General features: G+C 61.5%; 15 protein-coding genes. 5 read left to right on the top strand and 10 right to left on the bottom strand.

Annotation, left to right across the window (positions count from 1 at the left end; translation table 11 throughout):
* The first annotated feature begins 10 nt into the window (after positions 1-10).
* Positions 11-1210, top strand: coding sequence for a mannose-6-phosphate isomerase, class I (gene manA / locus H2O65_RS08030; protein WP_182141205.1), 1200 nt, complete (start codon positions 11-13; stop codon positions 1208-1210).
* Positions 1211-1218: 8 nt separating this feature from the next.
* Here manA and H2O65_RS08035 read toward each other — a convergent pair whose 3' ends face one another.
* The 3 genes from H2O65_RS08035 to H2O65_RS08045 are packed head-to-tail and all read right to left on the bottom strand — an operon-like array spanning position 1219 to position 5134.
* Positions 1219-2634, bottom strand: a complete 1416-nt coding sequence (locus H2O65_RS08035) for a multicopper oxidase domain-containing protein (protein ID WP_182141206.1) — start codon at positions 2632-2634, stop codon at positions 1219-1221.
* The gene (locus H2O65_RS08040; RefSeq protein ID WP_182141207.1) at positions 2631-3938 is read right to left on the bottom strand and encodes a hypothetical protein; all 1308 of its coding nucleotides are present in this window, start codon (positions 3936-3938) and stop codon (positions 2631-2633) included. Before H2O65_RS08040 ends, H2O65_RS08035 begins: the two co-directional genes overlap by 4 nt.
* Positions 3935-5134: a hypothetical protein gene (locus H2O65_RS08045; RefSeq protein WP_182141208.1), complete on the bottom strand. Its 1200-nt coding sequence runs from the start codon at positions 5132-5134 to the stop codon at positions 3935-3937. Before H2O65_RS08045 ends, H2O65_RS08040 begins: the two co-directional genes overlap by 4 nt.
* A gap of 433 nt (positions 5135-5567) precedes the next feature.
* On the opposite strand from H2O65_RS08045, the gene H2O65_RS08050 reads away from it, so the two are divergent.
* Entirely contained in the window at positions 5568-5888 is a 321-nt protein-coding gene (locus H2O65_RS08050) for a helix-turn-helix transcriptional regulator (protein WP_182141209.1), read from the top strand.
* The gene (locus H2O65_RS08055; protein WP_182141210.1) at positions 5888-7309 is read left to right on the top strand and encodes a HipA domain-containing protein; all 1422 of its coding nucleotides are present in this window, start codon (positions 5888-5890) and stop codon (positions 7307-7309) included. The genes H2O65_RS08050 and H2O65_RS08055 overlap by 1 nt, the downstream gene beginning before the upstream one ends.
* Positions 7310-7504: 195 nt before the next feature.
* Here H2O65_RS08055 and H2O65_RS08060 read toward each other — a convergent pair whose 3' ends face one another.
* The 6 genes from H2O65_RS08060 to H2O65_RS08085 form a co-directional block, all read right to left on the bottom strand.
* Positions 7505-7690, bottom strand: a complete 186-nt coding sequence (locus H2O65_RS08060) for a hypothetical protein (RefSeq protein WP_182141211.1) — start codon at positions 7688-7690, stop codon at positions 7505-7507.
* Between the two features lie 537 nt (positions 7691-8227).
* The gene (locus H2O65_RS08065) at positions 8228-9385 is read right to left on the bottom strand and encodes a branched-chain amino acid aminotransferase (protein WP_182141212.1); all 1158 of its coding nucleotides are present in this window, start codon (positions 9383-9385) and stop codon (positions 8228-8230) included.
* A 78-nt stretch (positions 9386-9463) separates the two neighbouring features.
* The gene (locus tag H2O65_RS08070; RefSeq protein WP_182141213.1) at positions 9464-10528 is read right to left on the bottom strand and encodes a 3-isopropylmalate dehydrogenase; all 1065 of its coding nucleotides are present in this window, start codon (positions 10526-10528) and stop codon (positions 9464-9466) included.
* Positions 10525-11550, bottom strand: coding sequence for a ketol-acid reductoisomerase (gene ilvC, locus H2O65_RS08075; RefSeq protein ID WP_182141214.1), 1026 nt, complete (start codon positions 11548-11550; stop codon positions 10525-10527). Before ilvC ends, H2O65_RS08070 begins: the two co-directional genes overlap by 4 nt.
* Positions 11550-12065, bottom strand: coding sequence for an acetolactate synthase small subunit (gene ilvN / locus H2O65_RS08080; RefSeq protein WP_182141215.1), 516 nt, complete (start codon positions 12063-12065; stop codon positions 11550-11552). Before ilvN ends, ilvC begins: the two co-directional genes overlap by 1 nt.
* A 2-nt stretch (positions 12066-12067) precedes the next feature.
* A complete protein-coding gene (locus H2O65_RS08085) occupies positions 12068-13804 on the bottom strand; it encodes an acetolactate synthase large subunit (protein ID WP_182142738.1) in 1737 nt (578 codons plus the stop codon).
* A gap of 413 nt (positions 13805-14217) precedes the next feature.
* On the opposite strand from H2O65_RS08085, the gene H2O65_RS08090 reads away from it, so the two are divergent.
* Together H2O65_RS08090 and H2O65_RS08095 are read left to right on the top strand one after the other, a co-directional pair.
* Positions 14218-15810: an aspartate:alanine exchanger family transporter gene (locus H2O65_RS08090; protein WP_182141216.1), complete on the top strand. Its 1593-nt coding sequence runs from the start codon at positions 14218-14220 to the stop codon at positions 15808-15810.
* 282 nt (positions 15811-16092) lie between these two features.
* Positions 16093-18495: a GGDEF domain-containing protein gene (locus H2O65_RS08095; protein WP_182141217.1), complete on the top strand. Its 2403-nt coding sequence runs from the start codon at positions 16093-16095 to the stop codon at positions 18493-18495.
* On the opposite strand, the gene H2O65_RS08100 is transcribed toward H2O65_RS08095, so the two are convergent.
* Complete coding sequence (locus H2O65_RS08100) at positions 18492-20045, bottom strand: chitinase (protein WP_182141218.1); 1554 nt, start codon at positions 20043-20045, stop codon at positions 18492-18494. The two genes, H2O65_RS08095 and H2O65_RS08100, sit on opposite strands and share 4 nt — an antisense overlap.
* Positions 20046-20170: the final 125 nt, after the last annotated feature.

The following is a 20170-nucleotide window of genomic DNA, read 5'->3' on the forward strand; positions in this document are numbered from 1 at the left end:
CAGGGAACCAGTGGACAGACTGAGCGGTGTCACCAAGAACCACGACTGGGGTTCACCAAGCCTGATTCCCAGTTTTTTGGGGAAGGACGAGGACGGTCTACCCTGGGCGGAACAGTGGTTTGGCGCGCACCAGTTGGGCCCGGGATTACTTGATTCCGGCACCGACCTGCGCTCTGCCATAGACAGTGACCCAACGGCTTTCCTTGGGCCCTCCACCCAGTACATGTTTGGCGATCAGCTCCCCTACCTGGTGAAACTGATAGCTCCGGCCCGAGCTCTTTCTCTGCAGGTTCATCCCGGACGTAGCCTGGCAGTGCAGGGCTTTGAACAGGACAACGCTGCAGGTATCCCCATTGGGGCGACGAGCAGGGTTTTCCAGGACACCACTCACAAGCCTGAAATGATTTACGCGCTCACTGATTTTGTTGCGCTGGTGGGATTTTGTGTGCGACGCCAAGCCCGGGCCCGCCTTGAGGGGTTGGACTGCCACTTGGCGTCCAGGCTTTCCCGTCGCCTGCGCCTGGCAGCGGGCCGGGGTGTCAAACCTGTTGTGTCGTGGATTCTAGATTCTGAGGATGGCCCCACCCCCACCCAGGTGAAGGATTTTGCGGCAGCATGCTCTGAACGTCTTCGTGACGGCAGTTCCCCTGAACCAGAGATTGATTCGATCATCGCAAGACTGCAGGTTGACTTCCCCGGCGAACCGGGGATCGTCATGTGCTTCCTGATGAACTACCTGCATTTGCTTCCTGGTACAGCAGCCTTTGTCCCAACGGGCACCGTGCATTCCTACCAGAGTGGGCTGGGTTTGGAGGTGATGGCAAACTCTGACAATGTCATCCGTGCGGGCCTCACCTCAAAACACATTGACCCCCAACTGTTTTTGGACAGCGCAAACTTTGATGGTATCCCGCCGACCCGTATTGCCCCGGAGCACCCTATTCCGGGCATTGACCTCTTCCGCTCCCCCGTTGAAGACTTTGAACTAACTGTCGCTTCCCCAAACGCCGGCAACCCGAACCTTCCGAACCCCCTGCGCCTTCCCGGCACAGGCCCCCGCATCCTGGTTGGCCTTAATCGCCAAGTGGGCATCGAAACCCTGGCTGGCACCACCACCATTTCCCGCGGCCAAGCCCTGTTCATCTCCGACTTCGATGGCCCGATCCTTCTCTCTGGAGTGGGCAAAGTGGCACAGGTGTCGGTCCCGTAAACCGGACGTCACTCCCCCACCTCAAACAGCCCGTGGGCGCCGCGTTCCGCAAGCGACATGATGTGGTTGACGAAGGGGTAGGTTCCGGCCTCGACCGGCACGAACTCAACGAAGCCACCCTGCGCGGCGAGGAGCGGTAGGACTTGGGCGCCGGTGTCACCCTTGGTGAGGCCGTCTGTGGAGGTGGAGTGGTGGACGGAGTAGGCGCCCTCGGACCACACGGTGTCGAACTGGGTGCCGACGACGTGGAATGACAGGGCAGAGTTGGGTCCGACGTCAAGCACCCACACCCGGACCCTCTCCCCCACGTTCGCTGTCAGGGGGTGTGCGTCGTACTGGAAGGGGCGACCGTTGAACGCAGTCAGGTCGGGGACTAGGTCACCGGCCGCGAAGTCATCATCCAGGTAGATGTCGGATTGGACGAGGACGTACTGGCGGTCCACTTCTTCTAGGTCGTCCGGTTCGATGACGACGGCGCCGAACATGCCGGCTTGGATGTGGGTGGCCATGGGCATTGTGGAGCAGTGGTACATCCAGATCCCGGAGCGGGGGGCGACGAACTCGTAGACCAGGGACTCTCCCGGCTCGATCGTCCTCATCGGCTCATCGGGGGCAACGATGCCGGCGTGGAAATCGATGGAGTGGCCCATTGTCCCCTGGTTGACCAGGGTGATTTTGAAGGTGTCACCGACGCGGCCGTGCAGGGTTGGGCCCGGGGAGGTGCCGTTGTAGGTCCATACCGGACGCACAACTCCCTCGGCCAGGGACTGTTCATCCTCGGTTACGGTGAAGGTGTACTCGTGGGTGGTTTCGTCGCTCAGGAGTGGTAGTTCGGCGGGGTAAGGGTCGGTGGCGGCGGCCTCGGCGATGAGGGCATCCATGCCGGGGGCTGTGGAGGAAGACATGGAGTGACCCATTGTGTGGGTGCCCGTGTTTGTGTTCGTGTCTGAATCGGCTGACTCACTAGTTGAGGCCGCGGCTCCAACAGCGATGACATCCAGTGTCATGCCCATCTGGCGGTGACCGGGAAGTGTGCACCAGCCCTCCATGTCTGCGGTGATGACGCCGACCTCGACGGTGGCGGAGGCCCCCGGGGCGACAGGTTCGATGGTGACGCCGTTGGCGAAGGTGAGGTCGTGACGCTGATCCCCGGTGTTGTTGAGGGTGACGACAAGGGTGTTGCCGACCGGGACCTCGATGGTGCCGGGGATGAAGGACATGCCCTGGACGGTGACTTCAACCTCTGTGATCTCCCCGGTCGCGGTGACGGACGAGGGCGGCGCAGTGGTTGCGCCCTCGGCCCCACCCGCCGAGGTGACCGCCAGGTTGGGCGCGACCATAAGCGCAGCGACTGCCACGACGATGATGGCGACGATGGCTGCCACGGCAGAGGATGCCCTGCGGTTGGTCTGGTCTGTCGTCATTTCTGGGCTCCTGATTCATCTGCCAGGGGTGTGGGTTCCGTGGTTGCTCTGTTTTGGGCGGACCGTTTGGCGCGGCCCTGCTCAATGCCGTCGGCGCCAAACATCACCAGGTCGATGGTGAAAGAGAGGACAACCAGAAGCCAGAAAAGAGGCGCTGCGGCGGCGGTGGTGAGCGCTAGGGCAAGGCCTGCGTTGCGGAGGATGAGGCGGAAGGGGCCCATGCGCTCCAAGACAGCGATGCCGAGGCGGACCACCGCGGGGCCGCCACCGATAACAACCGGCATCAGGTAGGTGAGGGCGCCGACCAGGATCTGCAGGACGCCGCCAACGCCGAGTATGACGATCAAGGTCGGGGAAACCAGTCGGAATTGGTCGGGGCACGAAGAGGTTGCCAGGGTGATGGTAGTTGCGAGGAGACTGAGTAATCCCCAGGTCACGCCAGAGAGGGCCGACCAGGTGGCGTAACCGTGTGGGTGTTTCTTGCGGGCCTCAGCCACCAGCGGCATGCCGATCCCCCAGGCAGCGGCGCAGGTGTAGATGGCGATGCCTGCGGCGGTGAAGAGCATCTGTCCCAGGGTTGCGCCGACAAGGGCGATGAGGAGTCCGCCAACCAGGGCGGGGAGGGCGCGGGTCGAGTAGGCGACAGCGTCCTCGTCGATACGTGTGCGCAACATGGTGGGCCACAGGGTCACCAGGGTGCCGAGGATCGTCAAGCCCAGCCACCCCAGGGCATTGACTAGGGAGTGCGCTAGCGTCAGGCCGCTGCGTGCCGCGACCACCCAGGTTGGCGCGTCGATTTGGAACATGGCGGAAGCGATGATGGCGCCATACACGCAGCCAATCACCAGGAAGGCTGCCGCGGCCATGTAGTAGCGGATGACGACGGCAAAACGGGAGCCCAGTTTCGCCCTCGCACTAACAACCAGGGCGATGCCGTGCCAGGCGATGATGGCGCCGACGCCGGCTGCGGCGATGGTGACGGTCAGTAGGTTGGCGGCGAGCATGCCGACGATGAGGGCGACTAGGGCGACGTTGAAGAGGACTTGGCGGAGGTGCTGGTGGGTGGTGGCGGCCGGGTCATCGCGGCGCAGGCGCAACAGGGAGCGGGAGAAGTACCACGACCACTGCAGGATGGCGTTGCTCAGGACCCCCAGGGTAAGGATGTGGATCGACAGCCACCACGACTGGGGGATGGCGGTGCGGCCGACGATGGTGGCGGAGAAGAGGAGTAGGGCTGCCGCCATCCACGCGGTGGTCATGCGATCGCCGCGGTTGCGTTTGGCGGTGGTGGGCTGGGGGTTCACTTGGCGGCCTCGGGGGATGGCTCTGGGGCCTGCTCGGCGGCAGGTGCCGGCGGCGTTGTAGCGCGGGGGCGGCCCGCGATGACGATGGTCGTCACGGTGACCACGACGAAAGCGAGGACGCCGGCGATGTCGAGGGCGCCGCCGAACTGCCAGGCACCCTCGGCCATGCGGGCCCCAGCGAGGGCGCGGATCACTAGACCCAGTTGTAGCGAGCCCCACACAGCCCACATTGCCCTGTTGTAGGGCAGGTCGCGGCGGGCGATAGCGGGGATGATGACGGGGGCGTGGGCCAGGACCATGGAAAGCGCGAACCCGATGGTGAGGGCGTGAACGACGGTGTCGTAGCCGTAGCCGGAGAAGACCGGACCGCGGATCACCCAGATGCTGCCAGCCACGATCATCCAGGCGTACCCGGCTAGCATGCAGGCTGCCATGAACCTGGGGGCGCCGGGTAGACGGATGGTGCGTAGGGCGATGTCGTGGCGGGCGGTATCGAGGGCGACAATGACAAGGGCGAGGCCGAGGAGCGGGTAGCCCAGTGCGGGGGCGAACAGGGTCATCACTAGGCCGACGCAGGTGAGGATCACTTCGCCGAGGACGCGCGCCTCTGTCGAGCCGCGGGCGAAGGTGATGCGGGCAAGTTCGAGGCGTTCGCCGATGATGGTGAAGATCAAGAACGCACACCACCAGGGGACGATCTGGGCGATCTCAAATCCGCGCCCCCACAGCAGGATTCCGGCAAGGCCCGCGACGGCGCCGAGGGCTTGGACGAGGACTGCAATCATGGGCTGCTTGCGCCACACCACGACGTAGATGCCGACCAGCAGTGCCATGGAGGCGGACCAGGCGAGTGTGGGAAGGAGTCGTGTGGCTTCGGCGCCGTGCAGCGCAATTTGTGTCAGGGCAAGGGCGGTGCCTGCCACGGCTGCGACGGGCGAGAGGTATGCCCACAGGGAGATGCGGCGGCGGTCGGACTGGAGGGCGACGGCTCGTTCAAGGGTGATGGCGGCTCCAAGGAAGCCGAAAATCATGAGGACGCCGTGCAGGCTGGCTAGATCCATGGAGGCGACGGGGGCTTTGAGGCCCAGACGCAGCAGGGCGGCGTCGAGCCCGCTCAGTAGCGCAACCATCGCTCCCGAGAGGATGAGGAGGCGGCCTTTGGGCAGCGGGGGCTTCACGAGGGCTTTAGACGACACCTGTCTATTATCGCAGGTTAGGTGAGCCTAACAAGGGCGACCTCGACCACATGGGCCTCGTTGCACCGCGGCCCCGCCCTCATACGCGCCGGCACCGCCCTCGTACGTGTCCGCACCGCCCTCGTACGTGCCCGCTCCCATGCCCGCTCCCGCTCCCATGCCCGCTCCCGCCCCCATGCCCGCACCGCCCTCGTACGTGCCCGCTCCCGCGACACCCGCGGTAGCCCGGCCCCCAGCCTAAGGTCGCCGCTGTCACCAAAGGTCGCTTATGTTCTTGCGAATTACCGGCGACCTTAGGTGACAGCGGCGACATTAGGATCGGGCTTGCTCAAGTGGGCGGCGTCTACAGTTCTGTTGGTCCCGGGCGAACACACGAGCTTTCGAACGTCATCCCGAACAGCCTAAATGTTCACTAATGTTTACATTCGCAGCAATGTTGTTTATAGTAAACATCCATATAAAGAAGACTATAAGCGACATTGGGGGTACCGTGGAACTACGTAACGCCTCAACTTTTGCCCGCGTTCTCCGCGACGCAAGAATCCGCGAGGGCATCACCCAAGAAGAGTTGGCCAAACGGGTTGGCAAGAGCCGATCCTGGGTGATCAGCGTTGAATCAGGTCGGCAGCAGCCGACCATCGGGGCAGCAATCGCGGCGATGAGGGCGCTGAACCGATACCTCGACGTCAAGGTCGTGAGCGAGGAAAGCCAGGCAAAGACCAATCTTCTCCTAGAACACCTGGGGCGCAAGTGATGCACACGCTCGACTTGTGGCTGGAGGGGTCCCTCGCCGGCCAGCTTCACCAAGGAGAGACGGGACTAGTCGAGTTCATCTACAACTCAGACTATATTTCTGCCGCGCAGGCAACTCCCCTGTCAATAAGCATGCCAATTGACCGTCTGGCTCATGGCCCGTCGGTGGTCATGCCATGGCTTGAGAACCTCCTTCCTGATGATCCGACAACGCGGAGAAGTTGGGCCACCCACTTCGGAATCACGCAGACAAGTGCATTTGCACTGCTGCACCACATGGGGGTCGATGCGCCAGGCGCGGTGCAGATTCTTCCTAACGGCGAGGCGCCAGGCCAGGACGGACACCTCGCCGGAATAGGTGAGGCTGGGATGGCCGCGAAGATTGAGTCGCTCGTCAGGTCCCCCAAGGTGTGGGACCATGGCGACTCATTTGATAGGTGGTCACTTGCCGGAGGGCAACCAAAGTTCGCAGTTGTCAAAACAGGCGGTGACTGGTTTGAGCCGCAAGGCAACATGCCGAGTACACACATCGTCAAGCCCGGCATGGCAGTCGCTTCGATGAGCAACCTAGAGACACAGGCACTTGAGTACGTCACGATGCGAGCCGCAAATCTTACGGGCCTAGATGTAGCAGCTGTGGAGATGCTCGATCTTGACGGTCTGCCGACCTTGGTCGTGGAGAGGTTTGACCGGTTGGTCACCCCTGAAAGCACGGTAGCCAGAGTTCACCAGGAAGACTTCTGCCAAGTTCTGGCGACGCCACCTGAATTGAAGTATGAAGAACACGGCGGCCCGGGAATTGCGCAAGTATCCGCTGCGATTCGATCCCACTCCATGCGGGTTGAAGATGACTTGAGGAAATTTGCAGAGGCAGTGATCTTCAATCTCCTCACTGCTGGAACGGACGCTCACGCGAAAAACTACAGCGTGCTGCACTCAGGTGCTAGTACTCTCTTCGCGCCGCTGTACGACCTCATCTCAACCCAGGGAATCTACTACCCGCGATCGGCGCGACTTCGGGAGAGTTCGGCCATGAGCTACGGGAATGCGTTCCATTACAACTATATAAATGGGGAGAGCCTCGCCCTCACAGCCGACGATCTAGGCATCTCCCGCACTCATTTTTCAGGGATATTCGAGGCGATTGGGGCGCGTCTCCCCCAGGCAACGCAGGAGGCGGTCAACGAGCTGCCACCTGCACTCCAGACGGAAAGGATGATGTCACTACCTACCGCCTTTGAGTCTTCTGCGACCCACTACTCGATGCTTGCCGCGCAGTCAGCGAAGTTAGACCTTCCAACACGAAAGACGACGGGTGACAACAGGAGGCATGCAGGCGCCGAGACATGGGTAGCGGGCCATGAGCGCAACGGCGTGTGGATCTCTGGGCACGCACTGAAGAGGGCCCGCCCTCGTACGTGATGCGACATCCGAGAACACAGATGCCCACCCCCCTAAGGTCGCCGCTATCACCCGACCCACCCCCTAAGGTCGCCGCTATCACCAAAGGTCGCTTATGTTCTTGCGAATTACCGGCGACCTTAGGTGACAGCGGCGACATTAGGATCGGGCTTACTCAAGTGGGCGGCGTCTGCAGTTCTATTGGTCCCGGGCGACCTAGATAAGCCGCACTCCCGGGCCATACTCCGAAACCTTGGCGTCGCAGGTCCACAGGGGGACCCCAAGAACGCGGGCTTGCGCCACTAACATGCGGTCAAATGGATCTCCATGAATGGCCGGAAGTGACTGGACGACCTCAGCAGCCCCACCCTCGATTGGGACCTCCGCGTACCCGTTCCTCAAGAGACCCCTCCGCCGTCGCCCAAGACCGCCGTCGCAGAATAGCTACCTCTCGAGCCCGCAAACGGAGATAATCGGTCGAAATCTGCCTCCATAGGTAGTAATTCTGCAGGGGCACTCCAGAACCTAGGCAGAGGCGGGCGGCGCGCAGGGCCGGGGCGGGCGTCGGGCCGACAGCGTGCTGGGCCGGGGCGGCGCGCAGGGCCGGGGCGGGCGTCGGGCCGACAGCGTGCTGGGCCGGGGCGGCGCGCAGGGCCTGCGCCCCGCCCGCCGGGGCGCAGGTCATGCTTGGCGCAAGCTAGACCGCGCGTGCAGCGGGGTGGGCCGGTGCCTTCGTGAAGTGTTTACGTGGGGAACCGATGTGGCCTTGGGGTACCTACCCCAGACGCACATTTCGCCCCAACATATACATTTCGCGAGATCGCTTAACTCAGCCAATTTTCCGCTGTTTTTGGGTGTTTTTTGGCTGAGTTAAGCGATCTCGCGAAGTCTGGGAGGTTTGGGAGGTCTGGGCGGTTTGGGAGGTTGGGGCGGGTCGGGCTAGACCAACTGGTACATCCAGCCGTGACGATCCGGGATCGTGCCGCGCTGGATACCGCCGAGCTCCTCAAGGATCTGCCCCGTCACCTCATCACGATCAAGGGTGACGTCAAACCCGTCGCCCGCAAGGCGCGCGATCGGAGTGACGATAGCGGCGGTGCCGCAAGCGAACATCTCTACAACTTCCCCGTCCTCGATCGCCTTCACCAACCAGGCGAGCGGGATGGTTGCCTGGTCAACCTCAATGCCACGGTCGGCAAGCAGCTGGATGATGGCGCTACGTGTCCCGCCCTCAAGGAGGGTGCCGGTCAGGCGCGGGGTGAGGACACTGCCGTCCTTCTTGACGACAAAGACATTCATGCCGCCCAGTTCCTCAAGGTTGGTGTTTGTTTCCGCATCCAGGTAGCAGACCTGCTCAAACCCCTTCTCGGCTGCAAGGCGCTGCGGGAGCAGCGACGACGCGTAGTTGCCACCCGTCTTTGCGTCGCCCGTACCACCGGGAGCGGCCCGGTTGAAGTCTGTGCTCACCCAAATCGACACACCACTCATACCGCCCTTAAAGTAAGGGCCGACAGGGGACGCGATCGCAACGTACTTGTAGTGGTGGGCGGGACGGACGCCAACGAACTCCTCATCAGCAATCATGAAGGGGCGCAGATACAGGGAAGAGTTGGGAGCGCCCGGCACCCAACGCTCATCCATCCGCACCATCTGCACCAAAGACCCAATGAAGTCATCCAGCGGGATCTCCGGCATCGCCATGCGCCGAGCAGAATGGTTCAAACGTGCCGCATTGAAACCGGGACGGAACGTCCAAATGCTCCCATCCGCCCACCGAAACGCCTTCAACCCCTCAAAGATCTCTTGTGAATAGTGCAAGACAGCTGCCGCCGGGGACAGCTGCAATGGCCCGAAGGGGACGACTCGCCTGTCGTGCCACCCGTCCTCGACCGACCAGTCAGCAACAGCCATGTAGTCGCCAAATCGGACCCCAAAAGCCAGCTCTTCCATCGCCGCAGCGTGATCCTCTTCGCTGGCAGGATTAACGTTGGGGATGACGGGGAAACGAGACGCCGCAACATCTGCGTCGGGAAGCCGCTGGGCGCGGAACTCCGCCTCAAGAGAGTTCCACTTACTGTCGGAGTTCGTTTCGGTCATGGCGACCCATTCCTCTCAAAATCCACGTGATTTTGGTCGAGGGCGACGCAACCACTTCCAGTCGCGCCCGGCCCATCCTTAGCTTAGTTTTGCAAGGACCGCTGCGCCGACGTCCTTGGTCCCACGTTCGCGCGCCAGGTCGGGATGCTCCGCCCGCCACGCCATATCCGCATCGATTGCCCGCTGCACACGGTCCGCCTGTGCCTGCAAGCCCGCGTTCTCCAGCAGCAGGACCACTGAAGCAATCGCGGCGATCGGATCCGCTATCCCCTGCCCCGCGATGTCAGGCGCTGAGCCGTGGACCGGCTCAAACATGGAAGGGAACGTGCCGCCCGGATTAATATTGCCCGAGGCCGCAAGACCAATCCCACCGGTGATCGCCCCGGCCTCGTCCGTAATGATGTCCCCGAACAGGTTGTCGGTTGCGATGACATCAAAACTCTGCGGCTTATTGAGCAGGTGGATTGTGATGGCGTCAATGTGCTGGTAATCCACGCTGACCTGCGGGAACTCCAGCGCAATCGCGTCCGCCTGCCGCTTCCACAGGGAACCGGCATGGACGAGGACGTTCATCTTGTGCACCAGAGTCAGGTGCTTCGCCGGGCGCGAGTCAGCGAGGGCGAACGCGTAGCGCAGCAGACGGTCGGCTGCGAACGCAGTATTAACCGACACCTCGGTGGCGATCTCCTGTGGAGTTCCAACCCGCACCGCCCCGCCGTTGCCGACGTAGAGCCCCTCGGTCCCCTCACGCACCACGACAAAATCGATGCCCTCAGGGTCCCTTAGCGGCGACGCCACACCCGGGTAGTGCTTGGAAGGGCGCAGGTTGACGTAGTGATCAAAAGCGAACCGCAACTTGAGCAGCAAACCGCGTTCGAGGACGCCCGGCGTGACCCGAGGATCCCCCACCGCACCGAGCAGAATCGAGTCAAACTCGGCCAGTTGAGCCAGATCGTCCTCGTCCAAAATGTGCCCATCCGCCAGGTAGCGGTTGGCGCCCAAATCAAAGTCGGCCAGCACCAGGGTGCGGTCGCTATCAACCAACGCGGCCTGAAGAACACGGACCGCCTCCGCAGTCACCTCTTGCCCGATACCATCCCCGGCAATGACGGCGACGCGGAGGGCGGAACGATCCTTACTCACCTGGCAGCAGATCCATCTTTGTAGTCGGAATCTTCCTGCGTCCAACCGAAGGAGGCGCGCAACTTCTTGCCGGTGGCTTCGATGGGGTGCGACTCGCCCTCGGCGCGCAGGGCCTTGAATTCCTGACCACCGTTGTCCTGGTCGGCGATGAAACGCCTAGCGAAAGTGCCGTCCTGGATGTCGGCGAGGACGTCCTGCATTGCCTCTTTGACCTGCGGGCCAATGACGCGGGGGCCGGACACGTAGTCGCCGTACTCGGCGGTGTCAGAGATCGACCAGCGCTGCTTGGTGATGCCGCCCTCCCAAATGAGGTCGACAATCAGCTTCATTTCGTGAAGGACCTCAAAGTAGGCGATCTCGGGCTGGTAGCCGGCCTCGGTCAACGTCTCAAAGCCGTACTGGATCAGCTTCGACACGCCACCACAAAGGACGGCCTGCTCACCGAAGAGGTCGGTTTCAGTCTCTTCCGTGAAGGTGGTCTGGATGGCGCCGGCGCGCGTCGCGCCAATTGCTTTGGCGTACGACAGGGCCAGCGGCCAAGCCTGGCCGTCAGCATCTTGCTCAACGGCAACAATGGCGGGAATGCCCTGGCCGTCAACGTAGGATTCGCGAACCTTGTGACCCGGGCCCTTCGGGGCAACCATGCAGATGTCGTGGGCGGCATCGGCCTCGATGTAGCCGTAGCGAATGTTGAAACCGTGAGCAAAGAACAGGGCGCCATCCGGCTTCAGGTTCGGGGCAATCTGCTCGGCGTAAACAGTGCGCTGGTACTGGTCTGGCACCAGGATCATGACGACATCACCCTGGGCGACAGCGTCGGCGACCTCTGCAACCTGCAGGCCAGCGGCCTCGGCCTTCGCCCACGACGCGGAGCCCGCGCGCAGCCCGACCACAACGTCAACACCCGAATCACGCAGGTTCAGTGCGTGTGCGTGTCCCTGTGAGCCGTAGCCAATAATCGCAACCTTCTTGGCACGAATCAGGTCCAGGTCGGCGTCGTTTTCGTAGTAAACCTTTGCCACTATTTCTCCTTAATTTGGTCGGTCAAAGACCGTGGGCTGCGGCTGAGCGCCACCGCACCTGATTGAACAATTTCTTTCACGCCGTAGGGCTCGAGGCTCTCCAGCAGCGCTTCCAACTTGCCGCGCGTGCCCACGGACTCAATGATGACGGTCTTGGGGGCAACGTGGATGACGTGAGCGCGGAACAGGTCAACGATCTGCAAGACGGCCGTGCGGGTCTCATCATCCGCGCGAACTTTGAGCAGAAGCATGCGCCGCTCCACGCTTTCGTCCTCGGGCAACTCAACCACTTTGAGGACGTTGACGAGTTTGTTGAGCTGCTTGATGACCTGCTCAAGGGGCTGGTCTTGCGCGTCAACGATGATTGTCATGCGGGAAATACCGGACTTCTCCGTCTCCCCCACCGTCAGAGACTTGATGTTGAACGCCCGGCGAGCAAACAGGCCGGCGACGCGTGTCAGAACGCCAGGCTTGTTCTCTACCAGAACTGTCAGGGTGTGCAAATGTTCAGCCATGGTCACTCGTCCTCATCCCAGATTGGCGCCATTCCCCGCGCGAAGCGAATGTCATCATTGGAAACGCCGGCTGCGACCATCGGCCACACCATCGCATCCTTAGAGACACGGAAATCAAGAAGTACGGGGCGATCATTGATGGACAGGGCCCAGTTGATCGCTTCATCTACGTCCTCGGCCACCTCAACGCGGCGGGCAGGCATTGAGTATGCCTCCGCCAGCGCGACAAAGTCAGGCACCTGACGTTCCACCCCGACGTTGAGGTCGGTGTTTGAGTAGCGTTCCCCATAGAACAGGTTCTGCCACTGGCGCACCATGCCGAGGACGGTGTTGTTGATGAGGGCGACCTTGACTGGAATGTTGTTGGTGACCGCCGTTGCGAACTCTTGCAGTGTCATCTGCAGGGATCCGTCGCCGTCAACGATCCACACCACGTTGTCGGGGTTGGCAACCTTCGCGCCGATGCCCGCTGGTAGACCGTAACCCATGGTGCCAAGCCCCGCGGAAGTCACGAAATGGCGCGGCTTCTCAATCTTCAAGAACTGCGCCGCCCACATCTGGTGCTGACCCACGCCGGTCGCGTAAATGGCGTCCGGTCCTGACAGTTCAGAAAGCCGTTCGAGGACGTACTGCGGCGCCATCAGGCCGTCTGCCGTATCGATCCATCCCAGCGGGTAGGAGTCACGGAGGCGATCCAGGTAGCGCCACCAACCGGAGAGGTCATCCTTGTAGGTCGGGGACAGCACGCTGGGGAGGGTCTCATTGAGTGCCTCAATGACGGCCTTCAAGTCGCCAACGATCGGCACGTCTGCTTCACGATTCTTGCCGATCTCAGCGGCGTCAATGTCGACGTGGATCACTTTGGCACGGGGTGCGAATGTGTCCAGACGTCCTGTCACGCGATCGTCAAACCTGGCACCGAGTGCAATCACCAGATCGGCACGCTGCAGCGCACCAACGGCGGCAACCGTGCCGTGCATGCCGGGCATTCCTAGGTTGTGGGGGTCGCTGTCTGGAATGGCGCCGCGAGCAGGAAGGGTTGTGACAACCGGAGCGTCGGTGAGGTTGACCAGCTCCATCAAGTCAGCGGATGCGCCACTGCGAATCACGCCGCCACCGACATAGAGCACGGGGGCGTTTGAGTCGTTGATTGCCGCCGCCGCTGCCCTAATCTGCTTCTGGGAGGGCTTCCCGGGCACTCTGTAGCCAGGAATGTCGAATGCAGGCGGCCAGGAGAACTGCATCTGTGCTGCCTGGGCATCCTTGGTGATGTCAACGAGGACGGGACCGGGGCGACCCGTTGAAGCAATGTGGAACGCTTCGGCGATCCGCGAGGGAATGTCCTGAGGGTTTGTCACAAGGAATGAGTGCTTGGAGATCGGCATCGAAGCCCCAACCACGTCGGCCTCCTGGAAGGCGTCAGTGCCAATCAGTGCGGAACCAACCTGTCCGGTGATGATGACGATTGGAACCGAGTCAAGGTTGGCATCGGCCAGGGCCGTCATCACGTTCATAGCCGCCGGGCCCGAGGTGACGATTGCGCACCCAACCCGTCCACTAGTGATAGCGAAACCCTCGGCCGCGTGCCCCGCCCCCTGTTCATGTCGAATCAGGATGTGGCGGATGCTTGAATCCATGAGCGGGTCGTAGGTGGGAAGAATGGCGCCTCCTGGCATGCCGAATACTTCCTTCACCCCCAGCTCCTCGAGGGAGCGGATGATGGCTTCCGCTCCGGTCATTGTTTGGTCTGTGGTCACTTGTCTGTTCTCCGTCCTAGCCCGTCCGTGGCAACAAAAAACCCCCGCACTTGTGAGCGTGGGGTGTAAGGCGTACGGACCATCTGTCAGACAGCAGGCACCGTACGCCCGGGTACAACGACCACGAGCGCAAACGCCAGGACTGCCGCCAAGATCTTCACCTGGCCCATATTAGGCGTTGCGGCCGCGGGAAGCTTTACGTCTCACAGTTTGGTTCAGTGTCGCGATACCCCAACGTTTACCTCCAGGAAGCCGCTGCTCAACTCTGGAACCGAGAGGGCTTTAGGCCTGTCGGTCTGTGAGGTTCGTCCGGGCAGGACCTTGTGCTAGAGGTGAGGCGCCCCAGGTGAAGTACCATGAGCCTGTTTGTCCCCCTGCCGTAAAGGTGAACTGAGTTGACTGGCGTCTTTGAATATCTTGCGGAACAGCCTGTGCTGGTCCTCTTCCTTCTAATTGGTGTTGGCATGGCATTCGGTCATATCAAGATCAAAGGCATCGGGCTTGGGCCCGCAGCCGTCCTTTTCAGCGCAATCATCCTGGCTGCCTGGGCTGGCGAGCTAGGCGTTGAACTGGTTCTCCCCCCAGCTATTGGCACGCTTGGACTAGTTCTATTTGCCTTTGCTATAGGTATCAACTCTGGCAACTCCTTCTTCCATAACCTGAAGACTGCAGTTGGGCCGCTCCTGACCATGGTGGTTCTGTTTATCATCGCGGCCGGCGTTGGCTACGGGGTTGGTATTTATGTCTTCGACCTCGACCCGGCCGTTGTTGCAGGAACCTTCGCAGGCGCCCTCACGAACACCCCGGCGTTGGCTGCGGCGGGTGATGCTTCAGGTAACCCCGGGCAGGCAACAGTTGGCTACTCGATTGCCTACATCTTTGGTGTCATTGGCATGATCGGTGCGAGCCTTGCCGCACTGGCCTACTCCAAAACGGACAAGGATGCCCCCACCCCCATCGCGAACCGTACCGTGCGCGTGGAACGCACGGATCACCCCTTCATCGGTGACCTTTACGAAAAGATGGGTGGCAAGGTCACCTTCTCACGCCTGCGCCGCGGCGAAGTCGGACCTATTACTCGTCCTTCAATGTCTGACACCCTGGATCCCGGCGACTTGATCACCGTTGTTGGACCTACCGAACTGGTGGCAAAAACCGCCAAAGAACTGGGACATGGCTCAAGCCATTCACTGATGCGTGACCGTTCCTACCTGGACTTCCGCCGCATCACCGTCTCGGACCCCAAGGTTGCGGGTCGCACAATTGGCAGCCTCGACCTGGCTCAGCAGTACTCAGCCACCGTCTCTCGCGTTCGCCGTGGTGACGTTGACCTGATCGGTGAGCCCGGCCTCGTCCTCCAACAGGGTGACCGCGTTCGTGTCGTTGCCCCGACCTCCAAAATGGTACAGATCACCAAGTTCTTTGGTGACTCGGCGCGCGGTCTTTCAGACATCAACCCAATCGCCATGGGCCTTGGTATGGCACTCGGCATCTTCATCGGACACATTGCGATTCCAGTCGGCGGATCAAGCTTTAGCATTGGTGCCGCGGCTGGCACGCTGATTATCGGCCTGATCTTTGGCAAGCTTGGGCGCATCGGCCCATTTGTTACGGCTGTGCCCTTCACCGCGTGCCAGGTGCTGATTGAACTGGGCCTGCTGATCTTCCTAGCGCAGGCAGGAACGGTCGCAGGTGGGCAGATCATGGAGGCGTTCCGCGGTGGGTCGTGGGTCAAGATCCTCGCCCTCGGCATCATCATCACGCTGATCATGGCGATTGGCCTTTACGTCACGATGCGATGGATCTTCCGCATGGGCGGGACCCGGCTGTCCGGCCTGCTTGGCGGGGCGCAGACCCAACCAGCAGTGCTCGCGTTCGCGAACACGCGTACCGGGGATGACCCCCGGGTCGCCCTCGGATATGCCCTTGTTTACCCGGTGGCGATGGTGGCGAAGATCCTCATCGCGCAGGTGTTGGGCGGGTTGTAGCCCCAGCCCCGCTGGGCTGGTCCGCCTCCATGGGGCTGGTCCACCAAACCCCGTTTCCGGTTGCGCTGGCCATCGCCAGCTCCGACCCGACCCCGGGTGAAGCGGCGGCCAGGCGGCGGCGAAGCAACAACAGACGCAGGGTGAGCCAGCGGGTGAGTGAAACCACCCATATCGGCCAAGGGGTGACAACGAATCCTCCTCCCAAGAGCACATTTGCCTGCATAATGAAAGGAGGCACCCAAGAAAGCGCCTTTGTGGGGTCCGACTCAGGAGGCAAGTGCAGTGAACCAAACGGTGGCAGTCGAGCGCCGAAATACTGTGATCGGTTGGGTGTGGATCATGCTGAGCATCTGCTCAGCCGTCCTCGCGCTTTATGCCCAACGTGCAGTTCTAGAAGGCTACGTCGCTGAGATCGCCGTCATTGTTCTGCTCGGTCTTCTGGTTGGCTCACTGCGATTCTCCGTCGGAACCGTACCGATGACCCTGACAATGAGCCTGTCCCCCATGGTGTTGAGTGTTCTCTACCCGGGACAACCCGGAGGGTGGGCACTGTTTGGCGTGTGGGTGCTCGCCATCCTGATCTCCTGTCTTTGGAGCCTGCGTAGCATCCCGGAAACTGCCGCCGTCGCCGTGCTCACCACCGTGTCCTCCGCCGTCGTCATCTGCCTGCGAGGTGCAGTTCCAACGGAAACCATAAGGCTGATTGGAACAGACAGCGGCGGCCAGTTTCTCAGCGTCGCACTCTCCATCATCGGCGCGTTCATCGCCGCCCTTGCAGTCGCCTACTTTGCCATATCGCTGCAAGTGGGAGCCTCATTCTCCCAGCTGGCAACCAGCATTTCCTGGTCTCGGATTGTCGGGAGTGCCCTCGGCCAATCGTTCGCAGGCGTCTGCATCTATGGGCTGTCACAATGGCTGGCACAGACCTTCTCCCATGCCGGATCCCCAACCCTTTTCGCAATAACTGCGGGCTTGAGCTTGGCGGTCGTCGCAACGATTGGGTTCTTCGCTTCGGCTCGGCGCCAACACCACAGGGTCAAAAGGGAGAAGTCCCTACTCTCAGCACTGGAGGACATTCCTTGGGCCGCTGGCGTTCCCGTAGCAGAACAGATGGTGCAACGTCTCCAACAGGGCCTGCCCTACTTTGATGTCAGCCTCCGCCCTGGGGGCCCAACTAGCCATAAGGGCAGCTACGACGGCCGCTTCGTCACCACGAAGCCCTTGGACCTGGATCAGCCCAACACCACGGCAACCGTTCGGCGCCGCGCATTCGGCAGGCCTTTCACCCTCTCAGACCGGCGCTACATTGAAGCCATCAACCTTCTGGCCCAAGAGTCTCTGCGCTCTGAGCGAGAAGTCTCCAACATGCGCTCGATCGCCAACACTGACGTGCTGACCCACCTCCCCAACTACCGGGCGCTGCGTGCCGAACTAACAGACATTGACACGGACGAGGACGGCCCGGGTTTGACTGGCCTCCTCTACCTGCAGCTGGGCGACCTGCACCTGATCAACCAGAATTACAGTCCTGAAACCGGTGACCACGTCCTGCAGAGTATTGGTCGGCGTCTGGGCGAAATCACCAGGGAGGTCGAGGGCGCAACGGCGTACCGCATCGCAGGGGACGAGTTCGCAGTCTTAATGGTTGGGCTTGCCACCAGCAGGGAAGCCGAGCAGGCAGCCTGGAAGATACACCGCATGGTTGAAAGCCCCGTAGAGACCAGCCGCGGACTTGTGGCTGTCACATTCGGGCAGACCCTGGTCATTGCCAACAATGACAATCCCCAGGAGCGTGCACGCCTAGTGTCTCTTGCTGACAAGCAGCTCTTGGAGGCACGCCGCAAGTACGTAAACATGGCGGTCGATGGCACGGGATATACGGATGGGTCCAGCATGGACGAACTGGTGAATTCGGGAGGGCCAACAGCCGCCCTCGTCCAAGCGATCCGCGACGACCAACTCCGCCAGGTCTACCAGCCAATAGTTGACCGTGAAACCGGGAAAATCGTGGCCCTCGAGGCGATTGTGCGTTTCACTGACGCGGGTTTCGGCGCACTCCCCGTCGCGTTCCTTTACGGTGAATCCGCACGGTTGGGGCTACGCGCCACACTCTCCCGGCAAATCCTGGAACACTCAGTTGCGGACATGTCGCGTTTCCGCGCGCTCAGCCCCGATCTGCGCCGCATCCAAGTCAACATCACCCCAACCGAACTCGTGGATCACGAGTTCACGGTGACATATGAGAGGCTGCGAGCAGAAAACCCCGACCTGGAAATAGTGCTTGAACTGGAAGCGTCCGACCTGATGGTTTCTCCAGTCGAGACACGCGACAAGGCGTCGGCCTACGCAAGACAGAACGATGTCCACATCGCCCTCGACGACACCGGCACCAACTACTCTGAGCTGTCAGCCCTTCTTCACTACCCCGTCAGGTCAATGAAGCTGGCGGCAAACCTCCTGCCCACTTTGAGTGCCTTATCTGAAGAGTCGCCGACATGGACATTCCTTGATGGCCTCCGCACCAGCGGGCTTGAGATCATCGCCGGTGACGTTACAGCACCCGAAGAAGTCCCCTACCTTGATCGCCTTCACGTCAACATTGTCCAGGGCCCACTGTTTGGCAACCCAGTCTCCGCAACCGAGTTCCTCACCCGGTTGGACACCATAGGCGCAACCCTCGGCTAGGGGCGATCTGCGCCCAGTATCTCTTGGATCTCAGCCTCCGTCAGAGGTCGCCAAGGCGAGCTGTCACTTCCCGCCGAGGCCGCTGGACTGTCAGCCTGCGTCCACCATTTCGCCTCGTAGATTACGCCCTCGTACTCAACCCGGTCAGGCGTGTCATAGATGGCCTGCGCGTCCCACGCGGGGAATGTCCCGGCGGGGACAGTCGGCAGTTCCCGAGGAGTTTCCCCCGGGAGAACAGGGCCAACTAGACGCCAGGCAGTCTGCCCCTGGGCGTCCACAGCATCAGGCATGTAGTCGCGGTTCGCCCACAGCGCCACGTAGACGTTGTGGCGCCACACAACCCGTTCGCCCTCCACGTAGTTGTGCTGCGCACTCCACACCGGGTAGGGACTTGTTGCTGGATCATCCGCGCCACTCAACGTCCCGCTTGACTGCGGCAGCGCGGGCACCTGATCTGCGAGGACCTGGTCCGCGCCTCCATCCCTCATTGAGCTCAGTATCGCGTCGAACTCCAGGGTGTCTTGAGCAATCCCCGAGCAGAAGTTCACGGCAGTCTGCCAGTCCGCATAGTTTGAGTCACACTGCTGGTCTCTGTTCAGCGACCAGAAGGAGAGCCGACCAAGGTTGTTCGCCTGGGCAAACGAGTGCAGCGCGATCGCGTCCTCGATCGTGAACACTTCGTCCACTTCGTCATTCTGGCCCACCATCGGGGTTGCGCCTAGCATCCCCCACACCTGAGGCGCGGTAGCGATCCGCCCTGACATGAGGAGAGTGCGGGTAATCTGCCCGTGCGCAGCCTGCAGAGCCTGAGTACTCAAATCCGCAAGCGAAACCTGGTTGGAGGGGACACCAAAGTTCATCGTCATCAAGTTGACGCCGGTCAGGTTCACGCCCGACTGCAGCGCCTGTTGCACAACCCCAACACCCCGGTTGGTCAGGCCGGCTCGGTCTGCTGGCAGTGTCAGCCAAACCGCCAGGGTTTCGCCACGGTCACTCATGCGCTCCTGAAGGATCCGCACCGCGTCGCTACGCAGCTTCTGACTGGCAACATCGTCGAGGGCGTCCCCTTCAATGTCGAGGTCGATCGCCCTCGCACCGTACCTGTCGATGACGCTCCCCATCGCGTCCGCCAACTCCGGAGCGCTTGAGCAGGCACGCGCCAAATCTGTGTTGTGCGCTCCGCCGAAAGACAGCATTAGTGTGCGTCCTGACTTGTGGAACTGCGCGATGCGGCGGTCGAGGTCGAGGTCGGTGTTCGCCTCATCCGGAGTGTAGTAGTTTCCCCACGACGGGCTGCACGTCCCATCATCGGCGACAATGAACGCCAAAACGAGGTTCTTCTGCCCAGACCCGGTGCGCGACTCCAACTGGAACGTCGGGGTCTCCGTGACATCAACGTAGCCACCCGTCCACGGTGTCCGCAACGGTTTGAACGCCTGCACCTGGTAGGCCACGGCTAGGACGGTTCCGCAGACGAGGGCGATGACGACGGCAACGAAGATGAAAAGCCTCCGAACAGAGAAGCGTCGTCCGGGAAATCGCGTGCTCATTGGAAGCCCAATCTGCAAGTCAACCCTGCTTGACGGTGTGCCCCGCTCACAGCCATGAAGTAGAATCGGGGCGGGCAAAACATCGGTGTCAGTATACGCGGTGCTGATCCGCTTTCAGCGCTCTG

Origin of the sequence: Schaalia sp. JY-X169 (assembly GCF_014069575.1) — a bacterium.
Lineage (GTDB): Bacteria > Actinomycetota > Actinomycetes > Actinomycetales > Actinomycetaceae > Scrofimicrobium.

What these genes read in the sequence shown, in the direction of transcription:
- H2O65_RS08035 (WP_182141206.1), bottom strand. Translation starts at nt 2,634, where the DNA reads ATGACGACAGACCAGACCAACCGCAGGGCATCCTCTGCCGTGGCAGCC.
- H2O65_RS08050 (WP_182141209.1), top strand. Translation starts at nt 5,568, where the DNA reads ATGTTGTTTATAGTAAACATCCATATAAAGAAGACTATAAGCGACATT.
- H2O65_RS08055 (WP_182141210.1), top strand. Translation starts at nt 5,888, where the DNA reads ATGCACACGCTCGACTTGTGGCTGGAGGGGTCCCTCGCCGGCCAGCTT.
- H2O65_RS08065 (WP_182141212.1), bottom strand. Translation starts at nt 9,385, where the DNA reads ATGACCGAAACGAACTCCGACAGTAAGTGGAACTCTCTTGAGGCGGAG.
- ilvN (WP_182141215.1), bottom strand. Translation starts at nt 12,065, where the DNA reads ATGGCTGAACATTTGCACACCCTGACAGTTCTGGTAGAGAACAAGCCT.
- H2O65_RS08085 (WP_182142738.1), bottom strand. Translation starts at nt 13,804, where the DNA reads ATGACCGGAGCGGAAGCCATCATCCGCTCCCTCGAGGAGCTGGGGGTG.
- H2O65_RS08100 (WP_182141218.1), bottom strand. Translation starts at nt 20,045, where the DNA reads ATGAGCACGCGATTTCCCGGACGACGCTTCTCTGTTCGGAGGCTTTTC.